This window comes from Microvirga arabica (assembly GCF_016811235.1).
In the GTDB taxonomy this organism is placed as follows: domain Bacteria; phylum Pseudomonadota; class Alphaproteobacteria; order Rhizobiales; family Beijerinckiaceae; genus Microvirga; species Microvirga arabica.
In genome coordinates this window covers 1-14,587 of record NZ_JAFBID010000052.1, presented here as the reverse complement: position 1 = coordinate 14,587, position 14,587 = coordinate 1, and the positions used below count along the sequence as shown (strand labels likewise).

20 protein-coding genes are annotated in these 14,587 nt (G+C 63.6%); 3 read left to right on the top strand and 17 right to left on the bottom strand.

Features of this window, described 5'->3' with window-relative positions:
• Positions 1–3 precede the first annotated feature (3 nt).
• Positions 4–828, top strand: coding sequence for a pseudouridine synthase (locus JQC81_RS21555; protein ID WP_203273818.1), 825 nt, complete (start codon positions 4–6; stop codon positions 826–828).
• Here the strand turns inward: JQC81_RS21555 and JQC81_RS21550 are convergent.
• Positions 791–958: a hypothetical protein gene (locus JQC81_RS21550; RefSeq protein ID WP_203273817.1), complete on the bottom strand. Its 168-nt coding sequence runs from the start codon at positions 956–958 to the stop codon at positions 791–793. The genes JQC81_RS21555 and JQC81_RS21550 overlap by 38 nt on opposite strands.
• A 118-nt stretch (positions 959–1,076) precedes the next feature.
• On the opposite strand from JQC81_RS21550, the gene JQC81_RS21545 reads away from it, so the two are divergent.
• The gene (locus JQC81_RS21545; RefSeq protein ID WP_203273816.1) at positions 1,077–1,577 is read left to right on the top strand and encodes a nucleoside deaminase; all 501 of its coding nucleotides are present in this window, start codon (positions 1,077–1,079) and stop codon (positions 1,575–1,577) included.
• Here JQC81_RS21545 and JQC81_RS21540 read toward each other — a convergent pair.
• From JQC81_RS21540 to JQC81_RS33950, 16 genes are all read right to left on the bottom strand, one after another.
• Positions 1,535–2,092, bottom strand: a complete 558-nt coding sequence (locus JQC81_RS21540; protein ID WP_203273815.1) for a DUF488 domain-containing protein — start codon at positions 2,090–2,092, stop codon at positions 1,535–1,537. The two genes, JQC81_RS21545 and JQC81_RS21540, sit on opposite strands and share 43 nt — an antisense overlap.
• A 6-nt stretch (positions 2,093–2,098) precedes the next feature.
• Positions 2,099–2,539: a PAS domain-containing protein gene (locus JQC81_RS21535; RefSeq protein WP_203273814.1), complete on the bottom strand. Its 441-nt coding sequence runs from the start codon at positions 2,537–2,539 to the stop codon at positions 2,099–2,101.
• A 70-nt stretch (positions 2,540–2,609) separates the two neighbouring features.
• Positions 2,610–3,011 (bottom strand): nuclear transport factor 2 family protein, encoded by a 402-nt coding sequence (locus JQC81_RS21530; RefSeq protein ID WP_203273812.1) that lies wholly within the window; start codon positions 3,009–3,011, stop codon positions 2,610–2,612.
• Positions 2,995–3,261 (bottom strand): hypothetical protein, encoded by a 267-nt coding sequence (locus JQC81_RS21525; protein ID WP_203273811.1) that lies wholly within the window; start codon positions 3,259–3,261, stop codon positions 2,995–2,997. Before JQC81_RS21525 ends, JQC81_RS21530 begins: the two co-directional genes overlap by 17 nt.
• A gap of 374 nt (positions 3,262–3,635) precedes the next feature.
• A complete protein-coding gene (locus JQC81_RS21520; protein WP_203273810.1) occupies positions 3,636–4,112 on the bottom strand; it encodes a DUF2231 domain-containing protein in 477 nt (158 codons plus the stop codon).
• A 73-nt stretch (positions 4,113–4,185) separates the two neighbouring features.
• The gene (locus tag JQC81_RS21515; RefSeq protein WP_203273809.1) at positions 4,186–4,896 is read right to left on the bottom strand and encodes an RNA polymerase sigma factor; all 711 of its coding nucleotides are present in this window, start codon (positions 4,894–4,896) and stop codon (positions 4,186–4,188) included.
• A gap of 85 nt (positions 4,897–4,981) precedes the next feature.
• Positions 4,982–5,530, bottom strand: a complete 549-nt coding sequence (locus JQC81_RS21510) for a hypothetical protein (RefSeq protein WP_203273808.1) — start codon at positions 5,528–5,530, stop codon at positions 4,982–4,984.
• Positions 5,523–7,325: a family 1 glycosylhydrolase gene (locus JQC81_RS21505; protein ID WP_246520569.1), complete on the bottom strand. Its 1,803-nt coding sequence runs from the start codon at positions 7,323–7,325 to the stop codon at positions 5,523–5,525. Before JQC81_RS21505 ends, JQC81_RS21510 begins: the two co-directional genes overlap by 8 nt.
• A gap of 92 nt (positions 7,326–7,417) precedes the next feature.
• Positions 7,418–7,945 carry a plastocyanin/azurin family copper-binding protein gene (locus JQC81_RS21500; RefSeq protein ID WP_203273807.1) on the bottom strand — a complete coding sequence of 176 codons (528 nt, stop codon included), beginning with the start codon at positions 7,943–7,945 and terminating at the stop codon, positions 7,418–7,420.
• On the bottom strand, positions 7,945–8,364 hold the full coding sequence (locus JQC81_RS21495) for a DUF5602 domain-containing protein (protein WP_203273806.1): 420 nt from the start codon (positions 8,362–8,364) through the stop codon (positions 7,945–7,947). The genes JQC81_RS21500 and JQC81_RS21495 overlap by 1 nt, the downstream gene beginning before the upstream one ends.
• Positions 8,365–8,478: 114 nt before the next feature.
• Positions 8,479–10,965, bottom strand: a complete 2,487-nt coding sequence (locus JQC81_RS21490; RefSeq protein ID WP_203273805.1) for a vitamin K epoxide reductase family protein — start codon at positions 10,963–10,965, stop codon at positions 8,479–8,481.
• 30 nt (positions 10,966–10,995) lie between these two features.
• Positions 10,996–11,328, bottom strand: a complete 333-nt coding sequence (locus JQC81_RS21485; protein ID WP_203273804.1) for a hypothetical protein — start codon at positions 11,326–11,328, stop codon at positions 10,996–10,998.
• 93 nt (positions 11,329–11,421) lie between these two features.
• Positions 11,422–12,114 carry a CBS domain-containing protein gene (locus tag JQC81_RS21480; protein ID WP_203273803.1) on the bottom strand — a complete coding sequence of 231 codons (693 nt, stop codon included), beginning with the start codon at positions 12,112–12,114 and terminating at the stop codon, positions 11,422–11,424.
• Positions 12,115–12,526: 412 nt separating this feature from the next.
• Entirely contained in the window at positions 12,527–12,859 is a 333-nt protein-coding gene (locus tag JQC81_RS21475) for a carboxymuconolactone decarboxylase family protein (RefSeq protein WP_203273802.1), read from the bottom strand.
• 97 nt (positions 12,860–12,956) lie between these two features.
• Positions 12,957–13,289, bottom strand: coding sequence for a hypothetical protein (locus tag JQC81_RS21470; protein WP_203273801.1), 333 nt, complete (start codon positions 13,287–13,289; stop codon positions 12,957–12,959).
• A gap of 37 nt (positions 13,290–13,326) precedes the next feature.
• Entirely contained in the window at positions 13,327–13,452 is a 126-nt protein-coding gene (locus tag JQC81_RS33950; RefSeq protein WP_281400359.1) for a hypothetical protein, read from the bottom strand.
• A 296-nt stretch (positions 13,453–13,748) separates the two neighbouring features.
• On the opposite strand from JQC81_RS33950, the gene JQC81_RS21465 reads away from it, so the two are divergent.
• On the top strand, positions 13,749–14,587 hold an 839-nt coding region (locus tag JQC81_RS21465), incomplete at its 3' end, for a cbb3-type cytochrome c oxidase subunit I (RefSeq protein WP_246520568.1).

Genomic DNA, 14,587 nt, shown 5'->3' with positions numbered 1-14,587 from the left:
ATCATGAAACCACCGCCCCGATTACGGGGCGCGAGTGGGCCGCGGCGTCAAAACGGTGCCGTGGTCAGCCTGCCGCGCGCCCTGTCGAAGCTCGGGTTCTGCTCCCGGACGCAAGCCGAGGTCCTGATCACGGAGGGACGCGTGTGCGTCGACGGCCGGGTTGTCCGCAACGTGACGGCCCGTGTCGATCCGGGACGTGCCCGCATCACCGTTGACGGCCAACCGGTCGCGGCCGAGCGCAAGGTGTACCTGATGCTCAACAAGCCGCGTGGCCTGGTCACGACCCGCGACGACCCGGAGGAGCGGGCCACGGTCTACGACTGCCTGGAAGGGCTCGACCTCCCGTTCGTTGCGCCCGTGGGTCGGCTGGACAAGGCGAGCGAAGGCCTGCTGCTTATGACGAACGACACACGCTGGGCGCAGCGCGTGCTGGATCCCGCGTCGAACGTCGAGAAGGTCTACCACGTCCAGATCGACAAAATGCCGGACGAGAGCATGCTGGCACGTCTCCAGGCAGGCATGGTGCTCGACGGCGAACGCCTCGTTGCAAAGTCGGCAAGCCTGCTCCGTGCCGGCACGCGCACCGCTTGGCTCGAAGTGGTCCTGAGCGAGGGCAGGAACCGCCAGATCCGGCGCCTGCTCAGCGCCGTCGGGGCACACGTGCTCCGCCTCGTGCGCATCGAGGTGGGCGGCGTGCGGTTGGGGGATCTGCCGAGAGGCGCGGTCCGGCATCTCACGCCAAGCGAGAAGGCGATGCTCGACGTTCCAGTCCGGGCCGCGCTGGCCCCGGTCAGGCTTCCACAGGGGCGGTCAGCCCCAGGTCGTTGATCTTGGCCCGGACCTCGGTGATCGGGCGCTTCAGCTTGAGGCTGATCACCGAAGCGGGCGCGCCCTCCCTGACCAGGGCAATCAGGGTTTGGACGGCTTCATAGGTCCAGTGGGATCCGGTTGGGTTCATGAACACCTCCAGCTATGTGCCATGCTTCCCCTTGAGGTAGGATGGGGTCGCCGGGAATCCAACAGGGGCGGTTGCGGCCGCCTCCGCTGTCTGCTGGTTCAACAACGGGAGGGGCGACATGACCACCGCTGAGCGCTTTCTTTGCGAAGCCATCGATCTGGCGCGCGACAACGTTCGCAGAGGCGGGCGCCCCTTTGGGGCGGTCCTTGTCAAGAACGGCGCCATCATCGCCACGGGCGTCAACGAGATCCACACAACCCAAGATCCGACCACCCATGCCGAACTCCAGGCGATCCGCGCCGCAAGCCGGGCGCTTGGAAGCTCGCGCCTCGATGGCTGTGTGATCTACGCCAGCGGTCATCCCTGTCCGATGTGCCTTTCGGCCATGTATCTCACGGGCATCCGCGAAGTGACGTACGCCTACTCCAACGAGGACGGCGAGCCGTATGGTCTTTCGACGGCGGCCATTTATGCCGAACTGGCAAAGCCGCCGGCACACCAGTCGCTCAAGGCCACTCATCTGCCCCTCCGCCCTGATGCTGAGGGCGATCTCTACCAGATGTGGCGGGACGCTGCTCAGGCGAAACCTGAAGGGTCCGGCTCCGGCAGTTCCGCGTAGACGATCCCATCGTTTGTCAACCGGGCTGCGGGAGTCATCGACGCCGGCCCGATCTTGCCAGGTCCGAGGATGTGGAACACCGCACGGTTGGAGGCGAGCAGGTAGTCGGCGATAATCCGGCGGTGGCACCGCCACCACACCGCCTCAGCGCACATGATCGCCGTGACGCTCCGGCCACCGAGGTCGGTCAGGCGGTCGAGCCCCTCGCGAAACCGGCCCGTCAGGGCGTAGTCGGCATAGTTCCGGAAGCTCGTGTTCTCCCAGAAGCTGTTGGGGGATGGCTCGGCCTGGTGCTGCCTGCCGCGCAGCCCGCCAAGCTCGGCAATGTGCTCGTACCCGATCTGGTAGGCCGCGAGGCTGTCGGGCAGGGCGTCGCGGTTGAACTGCGGGTTCGTCCGGGAGCGTGGAACCGTTCGGACATCCACCACAAGGCGGACGTTCGCCTCGCGCAGGAGATCCACGAACTCCGGAATGGGTCGGGTGGAGTGCCCGATGGTGTAGAACGGGTTTGCCATGTGGTTTCAGTGAGGGCTCGGGGGAGCGGATGCCTCCGCCAGCTTCTGCTTCAGACCTCTGATCTCCTCGAAGCGGCTGGTCACGTCGCGCATCACGGCAGCGAGGCCTTGCATCTGACCTTGCTCGTCCTTGAGCGGCACGATGGTGAACTCCAGCGAGATCCGCTGACCATCTTTGCGAAGGCCCGGTACCGAGAGGAGGTCGCCTGCGCCGTAGTGGCTCTCACCGGTTGCCATGACGCGGTGGAAGCCTTCCCAGTGGCGCGGGCGGAGCCGCTCCGGGATGATTAGATCGAGCGACTGCCCCAGGGCCTCGTCGGCGCGATGGCCGAAGATCCGCTCGGCACCAGGGTTCCACACGCGGATGATCCCGTCGTGGTCCGTCGCCACCACGGCGTCGGCAGCCGCGGAGAGAATGGCGTCAGCCACAAGCCGGGACATGCCCATTCGGGCCTCCTTTGCTGTCCAAGTCATCTGGAGCGGGTCGGGCAAAATGCCACCTCGGGCGTCTTCCCGTTCAGGAGGCGGATGGGCCTGGCGCGCTTGGATCCTCCAGTCTGTAGTGGATCGACTGGAACCGGATCCTGCCGTCCCGGATGACAAAGCTGTCCGCTCCTTCCGTCGCGTTGAAGCGCGACGACCAGCCTCGCCAGATGAGCAGCACGTACGGGCCGTTGACCCGCTTGGCCAGGAACTCGTAGCGGGCATCGGGGAGCTGTTCCCGGAGCCGCCGCGCCGACATCCGGATCGCGTCGTGTCCGCGGGCATTGGAGTTCACGGTGAGCAGGACGACGTCCTCGGCGTAGTTGCGGCGGAGGTCCTCCTCAAGGCTCCCTGCCACTCTGAGCCTCAGGTGATCCTCAAAGACCTCTTCCGCCGAACGCGTCGTGATGCTCCCGGCGTCAGTGCAGAAAGACACTGTGAGTCCCCATTGGCTGCGAGCGATTGCTCAACTCCAGATTTCTTCTGCGTATCTTCCGTTTGATCTCCCCAACTGTTTGCATGGCGATGTACAAGTTGCGCCTGGCAGCCATGAGCGCTCTGCTCTCTATCATCACGCCGGGATCGTCGGAGAGAGAAAGCCTTTGATATTCAGATCGGGCGGAATGAAGCGTGATCAGCGCCCAGTCGAGGGCCTCATGCAGAAGGTGCAGTTGCTCGTCGTCCACGGCCTTGCTCTCCCATGCTGGCGATCCTGGGCTGCACCGGCGTGCACGGTTTCAACCGTCTGTCCGCAGCCCTCTTGCCACACCAGATTGCGATGTCCTTTTCGGAGCCTTGCATGGCCGGGATGATCATGGGCAAGTCTCTCCCACGTGCCCGCCCTTTGAGACATTCCGGTGGCTGCGCCGTGCGCTAACCCGTTGCGTCGAGGTTGGTAGATAAGGGCATGCTTAGCAAATGAATTATCTTGCTCTCTGAGACCACTTTCATTGCTCTACTGAACGTAACAGTGGCAAACTACAGCCTTCTCAGTGTACGCGACGTGACAGGCCATCCCGTGCCGCCGCCGGCCGGCAGCACGGCGCGGTGAAGCCACGGATCAGGCTCCCTGGTTCGAGACAGCAACCCGGTGGCGGTAGACCATCTCCCATCCGCGCCATCCGGTGTAGAGCAGGAGGAGAACCACGACGAGGGAGATGAGGAGACCTGTCGGCAGCACGGCAGCGTCCCCAGCCTCGTAGCGACGGTACCAGTTCCACAAGGAGAGGAGCACCACGATCACGTTGCCGACCATGTGGTGCCATGCCGCCGACAGACTGCGAATGCGCCTGTCCCCGAGAAAGTCGGTCAGGCCGGCAAGGGCCGCAAGGGCCGCCATGACGAGGGCGGCGCCCAGGAGATACAGCGAGGCTGTGCTCCAGGCCGTATTGCCCGTGTTCCAGAACAGCAAGTCACACACAAGGGTGGCCACCAGGAAAGCGATTGGGAAGGGGATCAGCATCGGATGCAGCGGGTGTCCGGCGACCTGTGCCGTGCTTTGGGGATTTTGGGTCCGTACGGTATTTTCGGCTCGCATGATGTCCTCCATTCCTCACTCACCGGAAAGTTCGGACACGGTGATGTCCGTGGCACTGTGGGCTGCAGCACCGTCATTCTTCCACGTGCTCAGGCAAGCCGAGCCGCTTCAGCACGGCGTCTGTGATCCTGGCACAGCGGGCACCTGCGCACGGGAACACGTCGTTCACGGCGGCGGAGAGCGTCCTGTCGAGGGACTGGCGCAGAAGACGTCTGGCGCGGTGAAGCCGTGTCTTCACCGTCTCTGGCCGCAGTCCCAGGTGAGACGCGGTCTCCTCGACGCTCATCTCCTCGACGTCGCGCAGCATGAAGACCACACGGAAGTGCTCCGGCAACTGGTCCACGGCGCGTTCGAGCAGGCGGCGCACCTCGGCTTGGGCGGCAGCCGCCTCCGGGTCACTATCCTGGCGCGCCGACGGCAGATAGATCACGCGAGCCTCTCCCTGATCGTCGATGGCATCGATGTCCTTCAAGGCGACCGTGAGGCGCCGCCGTCGCAGCCGGCCCAGCGCCTCGTTCAGCGCAATGCGTGTGAGCCAAGTCGAGAGCTGCGCCTCGCCGCGGAAGCCGTCCAGGTGGGTGAAGGCACGAACGTAGGTCTCCTGCACTACGTCTTCAGCCTCCGCATCATCATTGAGGACGCCGCGGGCGGCACGGAAGAGCCGACGGTTGTGCCGCTGCATGATGAGCTGGACCGCAGCGCCGTCCCGGCTGCGGGCCCGCTCCACCAGCGCCCCATCATCGAGCCCGTCCAACCCTGTTGCCGTGACCGTTGCCGTCTGCATGGCCAAGCTCCTGTTGCTGCTTATTAGATGGGACATCCGGACAAAGGTTCCCGGACTGGACCAACGATGGGAAGGGCAGGCTTTTTCAGTGCGACGGGCGCCCGGATGGCGGGAGCCGCCGAATCATCTGCGTCCGGGCGGCCGCTTCCGGGCCGGTGATCTCTGTGTCAGAGCCCGATTGTCTGTCCAGGCTCACGTGGAGCCGGCGGTGGATGGGTGGGAACACTAACCCCAGAGCAAGGCCCCAGAGCAACTGGGCCAGCAACAGACCGACAGCAGGATAACCGCGCAGGATCGGTTCGTCCGGCATCCATTGCAGCAGCGGGATGGGGCCAAGCATCCAGAGGACGAAGCCGAACGCCATTCCGAAGAGCCAGCCGCCCCGTGGGTCATTGGCTGCCCGCTGGAACAGCCAGCCGTAGAGGATCCCACCGAACAGCATCAGGCCGACATAGGCGAACCCGGCAATCAAGACGGACGTGCTGGTTGCCCGGGCGGGTTCGTCGAGGGACTGGAACCCGGCAAGAACCGCCAACGCCGGAACCGCCGCCAGCACGCCTGCCAGGGCTCCTGCGAGAAGCGGCCGTTGGGCTGGGCCAGCATCGAGGCCGTGGGCGTGTAGCATCCTAAGCATGAAGCCTCCTCGCATCCCGTGCCGTGATCCTCGACGCTTCTTCCAGCACCGCCTCAATGGACGCTGCCTCGCTGAGATCAGAAGCGAAGAGGCGCACGAGATGCTGATAGGCAAGGCCGACCGTCCGCGGATCCCGGTTGAGGTCGAACAGGCCAACTGGATTGACATTGCCGAGCGGATCCCGCTGGGCGATGTCCCAGTCAACCTGATCGGTGAGAGAGTACCAGGTGAAGCCCACCACCGGTACGCCGGTTTGACGGATCAGCTGCACGTTGTGCCACTGCCGCCAGAGCCAGCGCGGTGCTTCGCGCGCATCCATGCGGTTGGTCTCGGTGTGCATCATCGGCCGCTGGTAGCGCTGGTAGTATTGGCCGGCAATGGCGTACCAGCCAAACAGCTCACCCAGCGTCTGTGCATGGCCATTGCTGTCGATGAGCTTCTCGTTCCACTCGTAGTAGTCTACCCCGAGGATCGAGCGGCTGCGCACGTTCTGCTGCATGAACCATGCGTATTCCTCGGGTGGCATGCCGTGCTGGTAGAGGTAGGCCCGCATGTCCTCGTGCACGGGGCGGGCGTACAGGAGATCAAGCGGCAGGAAGCGCCGCTCGTTCTCGAAGGCGGCGATGCGGCGGACCTCGGGATCAGGGCAGCAGGGCTGGTAGAACTCGCCGCTCTCGCTGTTGACGAACACGGCGTCCGGGCGCTCGGACGCAATCGCCTGCATCATCAGCACGTTGGCCTTGGCGAGGTGACGAACGGCCGTGACGAAGGAGCGTTCGTCCCGGCGCTGCTCGTTCCACAAGCCTTCGAGCGCGCTGAGCTTGGCGCAGACATACATCTCGTTCACGGGCGTGTAGAACTGCACCCATGGATAGCGGAGGGCAAACGCCCGGGCATAGTCGGCGAGCGCCTGCGGCACCTCCGGGTTCTGGAAGTTCCGCAGCCAGTCCGGCAGGCCGAAGTGGCACAGGTCCATGATCGGCACGATGCCGAGCCGCTGCATCTCGGCAGCAACCTCATCCAGAAAAGCCCAATCATATTGGCCGGGTCCGCGATGGATGAGGTGTAGGGGAGGCCCATAGCGCAGGTAGCGAAGGCCGAGGTCCCGCACGAGCCGAAGGTCGGTGGTCCAGTGGCGGTAGTGACCGCAGGCGGCCATCTGATCCATGCGCCATCGCCCGCCCTCGAGGGTGGGGTAACTGCACTCGATGCCGGTTGCGAACATGAACCTGTGCTCGACCGGACCGGGAGCCACATTGGAGGAAGGATGTGATCCAATGGGCTGACGAGTCAGGCGTGGGGGCCGGTTTGCCTGATAGCCGACAGGCCGGGTGTAGAGCAGGCCCAGCACACTGCCCCAGATCAGGTGGCCGACCGCGATGGACAGCGGTTCGTGCGCGCCGCCGCTCAACCCGAACAGGCCCGAGGAAGACAGCTGGCCGCCCAGGACGAGCGGGTGCATCAGGTCGAACTGCGGATGCATGATGAAGATCGCCAGCGGCATGGGCACGAAGGCGAACGCCAGGCCCTGGAGGACAGGGCGCAGCGGCAAGACGGACCAGAAGAAGTAGGCATAGAAGACAGCCCAGATTGCGCCGACCATCAGGTGCAGCAGCATGCCGGCCAGCCAGGCCTCCCATGCCGGCGCATGAGGGAGCGCCAAGGTTCCGAGGGTCATGACAAGGTCGAAGAAGGGCACGCCAGCCCAGATCAGCAGCCGGGCAACGATCTCCCAGGCGATGGCGCCCGCCATGCCGGCGAGAACCGCCTTCGAGTAGGCAACCGAGCGGATCATGTCGCCCTCATCGATATCCGGCAGGGCCCCGGTGGCTGATCATTGGATGGGCGGGAGCCCAAGAAGGTTCCCGCCGCTGGCGCAACCGGTCTCTATGCAGGCCTGACGATGCCTCGGCGCATGATCTCTTCGACAGGCGGGAACGCCCGGAGCGCGCTTTCGGGAAGAGGCTCCGAGCCGGCCGGTTGCGAGGATGAGCTGATTATCGGTGAAGTGCCGGGCTGACCGACGATGATCCGGCCGACCATACCGGCATGCTCGTGCGGGACGCAGTAGAAGTCGTAGACGCCTTCCACCGTGAGCGTGACCGCAAAGCTTTCGTTCGGGAGCAGGTAGTCCGAGTTCCAGGGCTTGGCCCCTTCAGGGATGCGGAGCGGGCGCTCGAAGTTTTTCGGGTGGTAGGCCGTGGCCGTGTGCGAGTTGCCGGGGTCCAGGTTGATCCAGCGGATCGTCTGCCCGGGCTCGATGCGCAGGCCGAGCGGATCGAACCAGACATGCGAGCCATCCGCATTGCCCTGCATCCGGATCTCGACCGCCTCAGCAGCGTGTGGGTGCCGGGGCCATGCCAGACCGGCGAGGAGAGCCCCGCCAGTCTGCAAGACGTGTCTGCGCGAGATCATCACTTTGCCGCAACCCGTTGCTCGTCGGCCTTGGGTACGTGCCACAGGACGACATGGGCATGAGGCTTCTCGACGCCAGGGTGCCCTGCGTTGAAGTAGACGTCCACGTGATCGACCTTGCCACCAGGGGCGGCGAGATCGTCGAAGCGCTTATCCTTGTTCGAGAGATCCTCGACAGGCAGCATATAGACGGTGCTGACCAGACGACCCTCGCGGTCGTAGGCCAGGAACGGACCGGCCGGCAGGGTCTTGGGATCGACATAGAGCTGACCCAGCCCCGGCAGGAAGTCCGGCAGCTTCACGAGCTCGCTCACCTTCTTGTAGGCGCCTGTCGGCGGGGCCTTTTCGACCTGATCGGCAGCCAGGGCTGGCAGGCTGAAGGCGGCAACTAGGGCAAATGCGGCGACAACAGTTCTCATGGCATCCTCCGGTGGCACGCCAGACCTGTCTGTGATCTGCGCGTCCCCATTGGATGGAGGCTGACCCGAAAGGTTCCCGGCAGAAGCAACCGCGCTGCGGGGCCGGTCATTTCGCTACACCACCAACCGGCTCCAGGAGCCGTACCTCTCCCGGATTGGGCCACGGCGGATGCTGAGTGCCACAAGGGCGGCGCCGCAGGCGACGCTGGCGACAGTCGCAGGCATGCCCGCCCCGTAGATGAACGGGGTGGCAAACAGCGCGAGCCCAAGCGGGATATTCAGAAAGCGCAGCGGCCTTGCGACTTCAGCCGCAGCAAGCGAGATCACCGTCAGGACAAGCGAGCCGATCAGATGATCGGAGTTCGCCATGCTGCCTTCTGCTCCGAGCGTGATGCCCGTGAACAGCAGGGACAAACCGATCAGTCCCGAAAGGGCGATGTTCCATGGCAGGCTGACGCCTCCGCTCACCATGTCCTTGATCACGGCGCCAGCTGATCTATCGAACTCATCGGCAGTCGAATCCGTGTCCTGTGCCTCCTGCATGTCGTCGGTGTCGCCCAGGAGGAACACGCGGAGCGCGTTCCGCCCCCTCTTGATCCGGCGGCGCATGAACTGGAACGTCGCGATCATCTCATCGAGGGAATAGGGAATCTGCACCAGGATCGCGGCGGCGCCGATCAGGGCGATGATGCTCCAGGTCCCGATGACGATCGGCTGGATAATGATGAACACAATCGAGACGACACCCAGAGGCGCGATCATCAGGCCGAAGAGGATCACCAGCCAGGGCATGGTGCGCCAGCGGCATCGCGAGCCGACCAGCCCGGTGAGGATCTCCAGCAGGTAGGTGTAGCCGCCCAGCGCGGCATCGGACACCGGCCATGCCGTCGAGACCGGCGAGGTGATGATCTCCTCCGTTCCGTTCTGGGGATCGGAAGGCGAACCGGAGAAGAAGGGATCCCAGACATCGGGGATGTGACCGAGCTGGTAGGCCGCCAGGTAGCGGGAAACGTAGAGGCCGACGAGCGCTAGGATGATGATCGGCAGACGCTGTACCCAACTGGACGGGTTGTAGCTCCAGCCCGGCGGCACGACTGGCCCGGTAAGCGCGGCGACCGCCGAGGAGCCGGGCTCGGGCTTCGTGCAAACGGCAAAGCCGAAGATCAGGAAGCCGACAAGCGTGTCGGAAAGGTAGGCGGCGGCACTTTGTGTCGAGAACAGGAAGGGAATCGCCATCACGGCTGCACCAATGCCCGCGCAGATCCAACGGGCCCACTGCGCCCGCCAGGACAGGGCCACCGTCGCAAACATCATGAGGGCACAGCCCAGGACGATTTCGCTCCAGCGCAGGAGTGGCTCCGGGACGTCGATCAGCACCGGCTGGGTGGTGAGCCAGGTGCCAAGACCCATATTGGCAAAGTGCGCCCAGAGGTTGGCGCGGTGCTCGGACTTGATCTTCGCCGTGTGTCGGGCGCTTAACTCGTCCGGGTTTCTCCCCAGATCAGCCGCGTCGCTCAGCCAGGCCGGGGGTGTGACCCCGTTCGCCTTGTACCATCCGGCTGGGTCCGCCTTGAGGGCTGCTGCGAGCCGAGGCAGTTCGTCCCTGAGCCGGTGCCGGGGCTCCCATCCAAGGAGCTTGCGGGCCCGTCCGACGTCGAGGGCGTAGTGGTCATCGGCCATGGCAACCATGAAAGGCTTGATGAACGGCTCCTCGCCTCCATCGACCAGGTCAGGGATGACAGGCTCCAGCTCATCCTGCGCCCAGACCCCGGCAGCAGCCACGAACTTTGGCAAACGGAGCGTCGGCCAGTTGTCTTCGCCGTGCAGGAGCCGGCCGAACTCGTCCTGGAGCGCCTCATATCCAACAGCATCGGGCTCACCGATCAGGATCTCGGCATGGGGCGGCAATGCGTCGCGACGGTCCACCGTACGGCGGAAAGCATCAAGCATGTCCACTCGGTGGAGCATGGCTTGGCCGACGAGCGTGCTGCCGGAATAGAAGTGGCTCTGGAAGTTGCGCTCGTAGACGCTCGCGATCTGCTGTGCCATCGTGGGCACGGTCGTATGCTCGTCATAGACGCCGGCCAGCCTCAGGATGACATAGGGGATTTGCCTGTGCTCGGCCCGGATCACCTCTTCGGCTGCGGCCTTCGACCTGGGATAAGCCCAGCGCGGATCAATCGGCTGCCGTTCGTCGATCCGTTCGCCGGGACGGCAAGGCGCATGCACCAGCATCGTGCTCGCATAGACGAACTGCTCGACTTCGAACTCTTGCAGGGCGCGCAGCAGGCGGCGGGTGCCCTCGACCGTGACGGACTGATAGAGAGGGTGATCGTCACCAGTAAAATCGAAATACGCGACGAGGTGGACAACGCTGGCAATGCGTGACCCGAAGGTGTCGCGGAATTTGCGGAACGCCAACTCCATTGATGCGTCGGACGTGAAGTCGACGGGGATGACTGGAAAGTCAGCCCCTTCCGCCACACGGTCGAGACCCACGGTTCGATAGTCGCGGCTGAACACCTTGCTCAGCGAGCGGCCCAGATTGCCGGTTGCGCCGGTGATGAGGACGATGGGCCGTTGGTCGGTGGATGAGGTCAAGAGATGAGTGCCATGCAAGGCTGAAGATCCTTAATCATTGCTGGCGTTCAACAAGCTACCCGCCAGAAGCGCGGCATAGCAGATGAGGTAGTTCACCAGGGCGAGGGCGTAGAGACGGCTTGCCTGATCGGATTCCGAGGTCCGCTCCGCTCTCAACCCGCGGCCAAGCGCGGCTCCCCCGAGCAGGCCGAAGGCGAGGACCGCTGTCCGCAGACTCTGTCCGAGACCCTGGCTGCCGAACGCATCCATGATGATGCAGACGGCCAGCACAAGAGAGGCCCTGGCAAATCCCGTGAGCGCAATACCGTATAGAACCGCTTTGAGGTTCGGTGCCAGCGCCGTTTCACCCTGGGTCGGTGTCATGTCTACACCATCTTGTTCTGAAAGCCTGATTGTGCTGAATGGTCGAGCCACCAGGGCCGAACGCTTTCAGGGTGATCTCCCACCCTCAGCCGCTTAGAAGACGTAGGCGGTGGCCGGCACTATCGAGAGGTGATCCTCCACCGCCTTCACCCCGGCCTGATTTTCCGCGGCGAGGCGGATGGCGTGTCGCTCCTCCTCAGATTGGACAATGCCGAACAGGTGAACGACACCATTCTCGACGACGATGTTCTTCGCTGCGAGCTGGGCCCAGGACTGCTCTTCGAGTTCGTCGGTCAGCCGCTCCCGGATGATGCGGTCGGCAACATCCATCGGCCTCGAAACATCGGCGGTCGCCAGGACCTGAAGCAGGTTGCTTCTGGTCACAATGCCGACGAGCCTCCCATCCCGTAACACCGGCACGCGCTTGATCTGGTGCTGCTCCAGAGTTCGGGCAGTGTCAGCGACTGACGTGGTCTCTACGACCGTGACCACCTCTTTCGTCATGATGTCGCTGGCCGTCCGACCATGTGATTTGGCATAGTGCTGAGCCAGCACCGCAGGGCCGTTGAGGAAAGTCTGCCACCAGGATCGGCGCTGTTCACCCGCCAATTGTGCATGCCCGATCAGGTCGCCTTCGCTGACAATGCCGAGCAGCCGCTCCTCGTCATTAATCACCGGAACGCCGCTGATATGATGGTCGCAGAGCAACTTTGCGATTTCGTGGATTGACGTTTCGGGCCTGACCGTGATGACGGCAGTTGTCATGACATCCGCGGCGGTGAGCATCCCTGCCTCCTCTGGGTGCGCGCTGACGAGAGGCTTGTGCAGGTATGCCGGTCATCGGCGCCATCGGTCGACAAGAACGAGGGTATGTGCGGACAGGGTACGTGACAAACGAATTCATTTGCAGGTTCAAACCAATTTTATTGCACTTTGACTGCCTCTCGATCCACCAAGCCGTTCAAGATCAAGTCTCGGAGGACAGCGGCGTCGTTGATCTCGTCCCGGGCGGAGATTACGAGGGTGATCCGTCCTTTGGGGGCGGGCTCGCAACTTTTCCAACACTTCCCCGTGTTCATGCACCTCGGCTGCATAGCGGCGGCAAATGCCACAACCGGATCACCTCTTCGGTTTGCTCCCCCAGAGACTGCAGATGATCCCCACGGGTAAGAGCTCGAGCACCGGAACTGCGTATTGCCTACCGATCTTCGGACAAGGAAGCGATCATGAGGCTGGCGTGAGCAAAGGCTCCGCCGGCCCGCATCTCGGCGGCCACCCAGACCGCCTCCATCAGTTCCTGCGCTGTGGCCCCGGCCCGCTGAGCGGCCTTGGTGTGCCCCTGGATGCAATAGGGGCACTGGGTGACGTGTGCGACGGCAACGGCAATCAACTGCTTCGTCTTGGTGTCCAGAGCACCGTGGGCGAACACCTGGCGGCCGAACGCGTCGAACGCCGCCTGCGTGTCAGGCGCGAGCTCCCGGCGCCTGTGCGCCAGCTCGGGCGATGGTTCGGGATAAAGCTGACCAGCCATATTGGCCTCCTACCAGACCACGGTGCCTTCAAAGCCTCCCGGTGGATGAGCCCTGGCACCGCAGGGCTTCCGCAGTAGGTCCCCGCTCTGCCTCGTTTCAGCCGGCAAGCATCCGGAGCGACAGGGTCTCCCCTGATTGATCCTTGCCGCCGATGGGAGCATCTTCGTCGGATGGCGGCTTGCGGTCCCGAGCGACCCAGGACTTGAGATCCGACGCGTTGATCAGCTGGAACAGGTAGAAACCGTTGTAGTGGACGCTCATTTCAGCCGACTGATGATCGAAGCCTGATGAGCCGCTGGCATAGTCCCGCACGCGCCCAACGAAGCTCCACGGCGGCCCCGTGATGAAGGCAGGCACGGGCCGGACTTCCGGAACCGCGCAGATAAGCTCCGTGCGGTCGGCATGGCGGAACAGATTGTAGTGGCACATGTTCAAGCCCTCCGTTTTTGGTGATCCCGCCTCTTGCCTAGAGTGCAATGGCGCACCAGGCGAGCAGGGCCAGGGAGCCAGCAAGAAAGCTGACGGTCAGCCATTGTTGGCGCGTGTTGTCGGCGGAGACGGCCGCAGAAGGTGGTGTTCTGGCGGGCTTCATGATCATCCTCCATCGTCTCGTGCGACTGAACCGGTCCGCCGGTGCTACTCATCCCGGTAAGAAGCGATCCAGCAGGATGGTGCAACAATCCTCTCCCTAGGCCGGGAGGCAGGCAAACGAAATTGTTTGCTCTGTATTATCAAGATCTTTGGAGTTCATCTTCCTGCGGTGCGGGTCATAGGCCTTCGCTTGTCTGGCGCAGCATCATGCAAAACCTTTGCTGATATCCAGCAAGAAAATGCATTTGCCAGAACTTGGTCGTTGCCCGACCGTTTGCTCGGTTGGAGGCCGAAGGTATGGATGACAGAGTTGGCCAGAGCATGCTGCACGCTGGCGGACATGGCGATCACCCGACGTTCTGGCGCCGGTGGTTCTACTCGACGAACCACAAGGACATCGGAACGCTCTACCTCATCTTCGGCTTCACGGCCGGCATTATCGGCGGCCTGCTCTCCATCGGCATGCGCCTTGAGCTCCAGGAGCCGGGCCTCCAATACTTCTCGAATCCGCAGGCCTACAACGTCTTCGTGACGGGCCACGGTCTCATCATGATATTCTTTGTTGTGATGCCCACCCTGATCGGCGGCTTCGGCAACTGGTTTGTGCCGATCATGATCGGCGCGCCCGACATGGCCTTCCCGCGGATGAACAACATCTCGTTCTGGCTCCTCGTGGCCGCCTTTGGCCTGATGATCCTGTCCCTGTTTACGGAAGGTGCTCCGGGTTCAACCGGCTTCGGCGGCGGCTGGACCGCGTATCCGCCGCTCTCAACCGTCGGCCATCCGGGTCCCGCCTTCGATTTTGCAATCTTCGCCATTCATCTTTCGGGCGCCTCCTCGATCCTGGGTGCGATCAACTTCATCACCACGATCCTCAACATGCGCGCTCCGGGCATGACGCTGCACAAGATGCCGCTGTTTGCCTGGTCCATGCTGGTGACCGCGTTCCTGCTGCTCCTGTCGCTGCCTGTTCTCGCAGGCGCGATCACGATGCTGCTCACCGACCGCAACTTCGGCACGACCTTCTTCGATCCGTCGGGCGGTGGCGATCCGGTCCTGTACCAGCACCTGTTCTGGTTCTTCGGCCACCCCGAAGTGTACATCATGATCCTGCCGGCCTTCGGCATCGTGTCCCA

Excerpts from the sequence above, each read along its gene's own strand:
- JQC81_RS21555 (WP_203273818.1), top strand. The coding sequence starts at position 4 with ATGAAACCACCGCCCCGATTACGGGGCGCGAGTGGGCCGCGGCGTCAA.
- JQC81_RS21550 (WP_203273817.1), bottom strand. The coding sequence starts at position 958 with ATGAACCCAACCGGATCCCACTGGACCTATGAAGCCGTCCAAACCCTG.
- JQC81_RS21545 (WP_203273816.1), top strand. The coding sequence starts at position 1,077 with ATGACCACCGCTGAGCGCTTTCTTTGCGAAGCCATCGATCTGGCGCGC.
- JQC81_RS21540 (WP_203273815.1), bottom strand. The coding sequence starts at position 2,092 with ATGGCAAACCCGTTCTACACCATCGGGCACTCCACCCGACCCATTCCG.
- JQC81_RS21535 (WP_203273814.1), bottom strand. The coding sequence starts at position 2,539 with ATGGGCATGTCCCGGCTTGTGGCTGACGCCATTCTCTCCGCGGCTGCC.
- JQC81_RS21520 (WP_203273810.1), bottom strand. The coding sequence starts at position 4,112 with ATGCGAGCCGAAAATACCGTACGGACCCAAAATCCCCAAAGCACGGCA.
- JQC81_RS21515 (WP_203273809.1), bottom strand. The coding sequence starts at position 4,896 with ATGCAGACGGCAACGGTCACGGCAACAGGGTTGGACGGGCTCGATGAT.
- JQC81_RS21510 (WP_203273808.1), bottom strand. The coding sequence starts at position 5,530 with ATGCTTAGGATGCTACACGCCCACGGCCTCGATGCTGGCCCAGCCCAA.
- JQC81_RS21505 (WP_246520569.1), bottom strand. The coding sequence starts at position 7,325 with ATGATCCGCTCGGTTGCCTACTCGAAGGCGGTTCTCGCCGGCATGGCG.
- JQC81_RS21500 (WP_203273807.1), bottom strand. The coding sequence starts at position 7,945 with ATGATCTCGCGCAGACACGTCTTGCAGACTGGCGGGGCTCTCCTCGCC.
- JQC81_RS21495 (WP_203273806.1), bottom strand. The coding sequence starts at position 8,364 with ATGAGAACTGTTGTCGCCGCATTTGCCCTAGTTGCCGCCTTCAGCCTG.
- JQC81_RS21485 (WP_203273804.1), bottom strand. The coding sequence starts at position 11,328 with ATGACACCGACCCAGGGTGAAACGGCGCTGGCACCGAACCTCAAAGCG.
- JQC81_RS21480 (WP_203273803.1), bottom strand. The coding sequence starts at position 12,114 with ATGCTCACCGCCGCGGATGTCATGACAACTGCCGTCATCACGGTCAGG.
- JQC81_RS21475 (WP_203273802.1), bottom strand. The coding sequence starts at position 12,859 with ATGGCTGGTCAGCTTTATCCCGAACCATCGCCCGAGCTGGCGCACAGG.
- JQC81_RS21470 (WP_203273801.1), bottom strand. The coding sequence starts at position 13,289 with ATGTGCCACTACAATCTGTTCCGCCATGCCGACCGCACGGAGCTTATC.
- JQC81_RS33950 (WP_281400359.1), bottom strand. The coding sequence starts at position 13,452 with ATGAAGCCCGCCAGAACACCACCTTCTGCGGCCGTCTCCGCCGACAAC.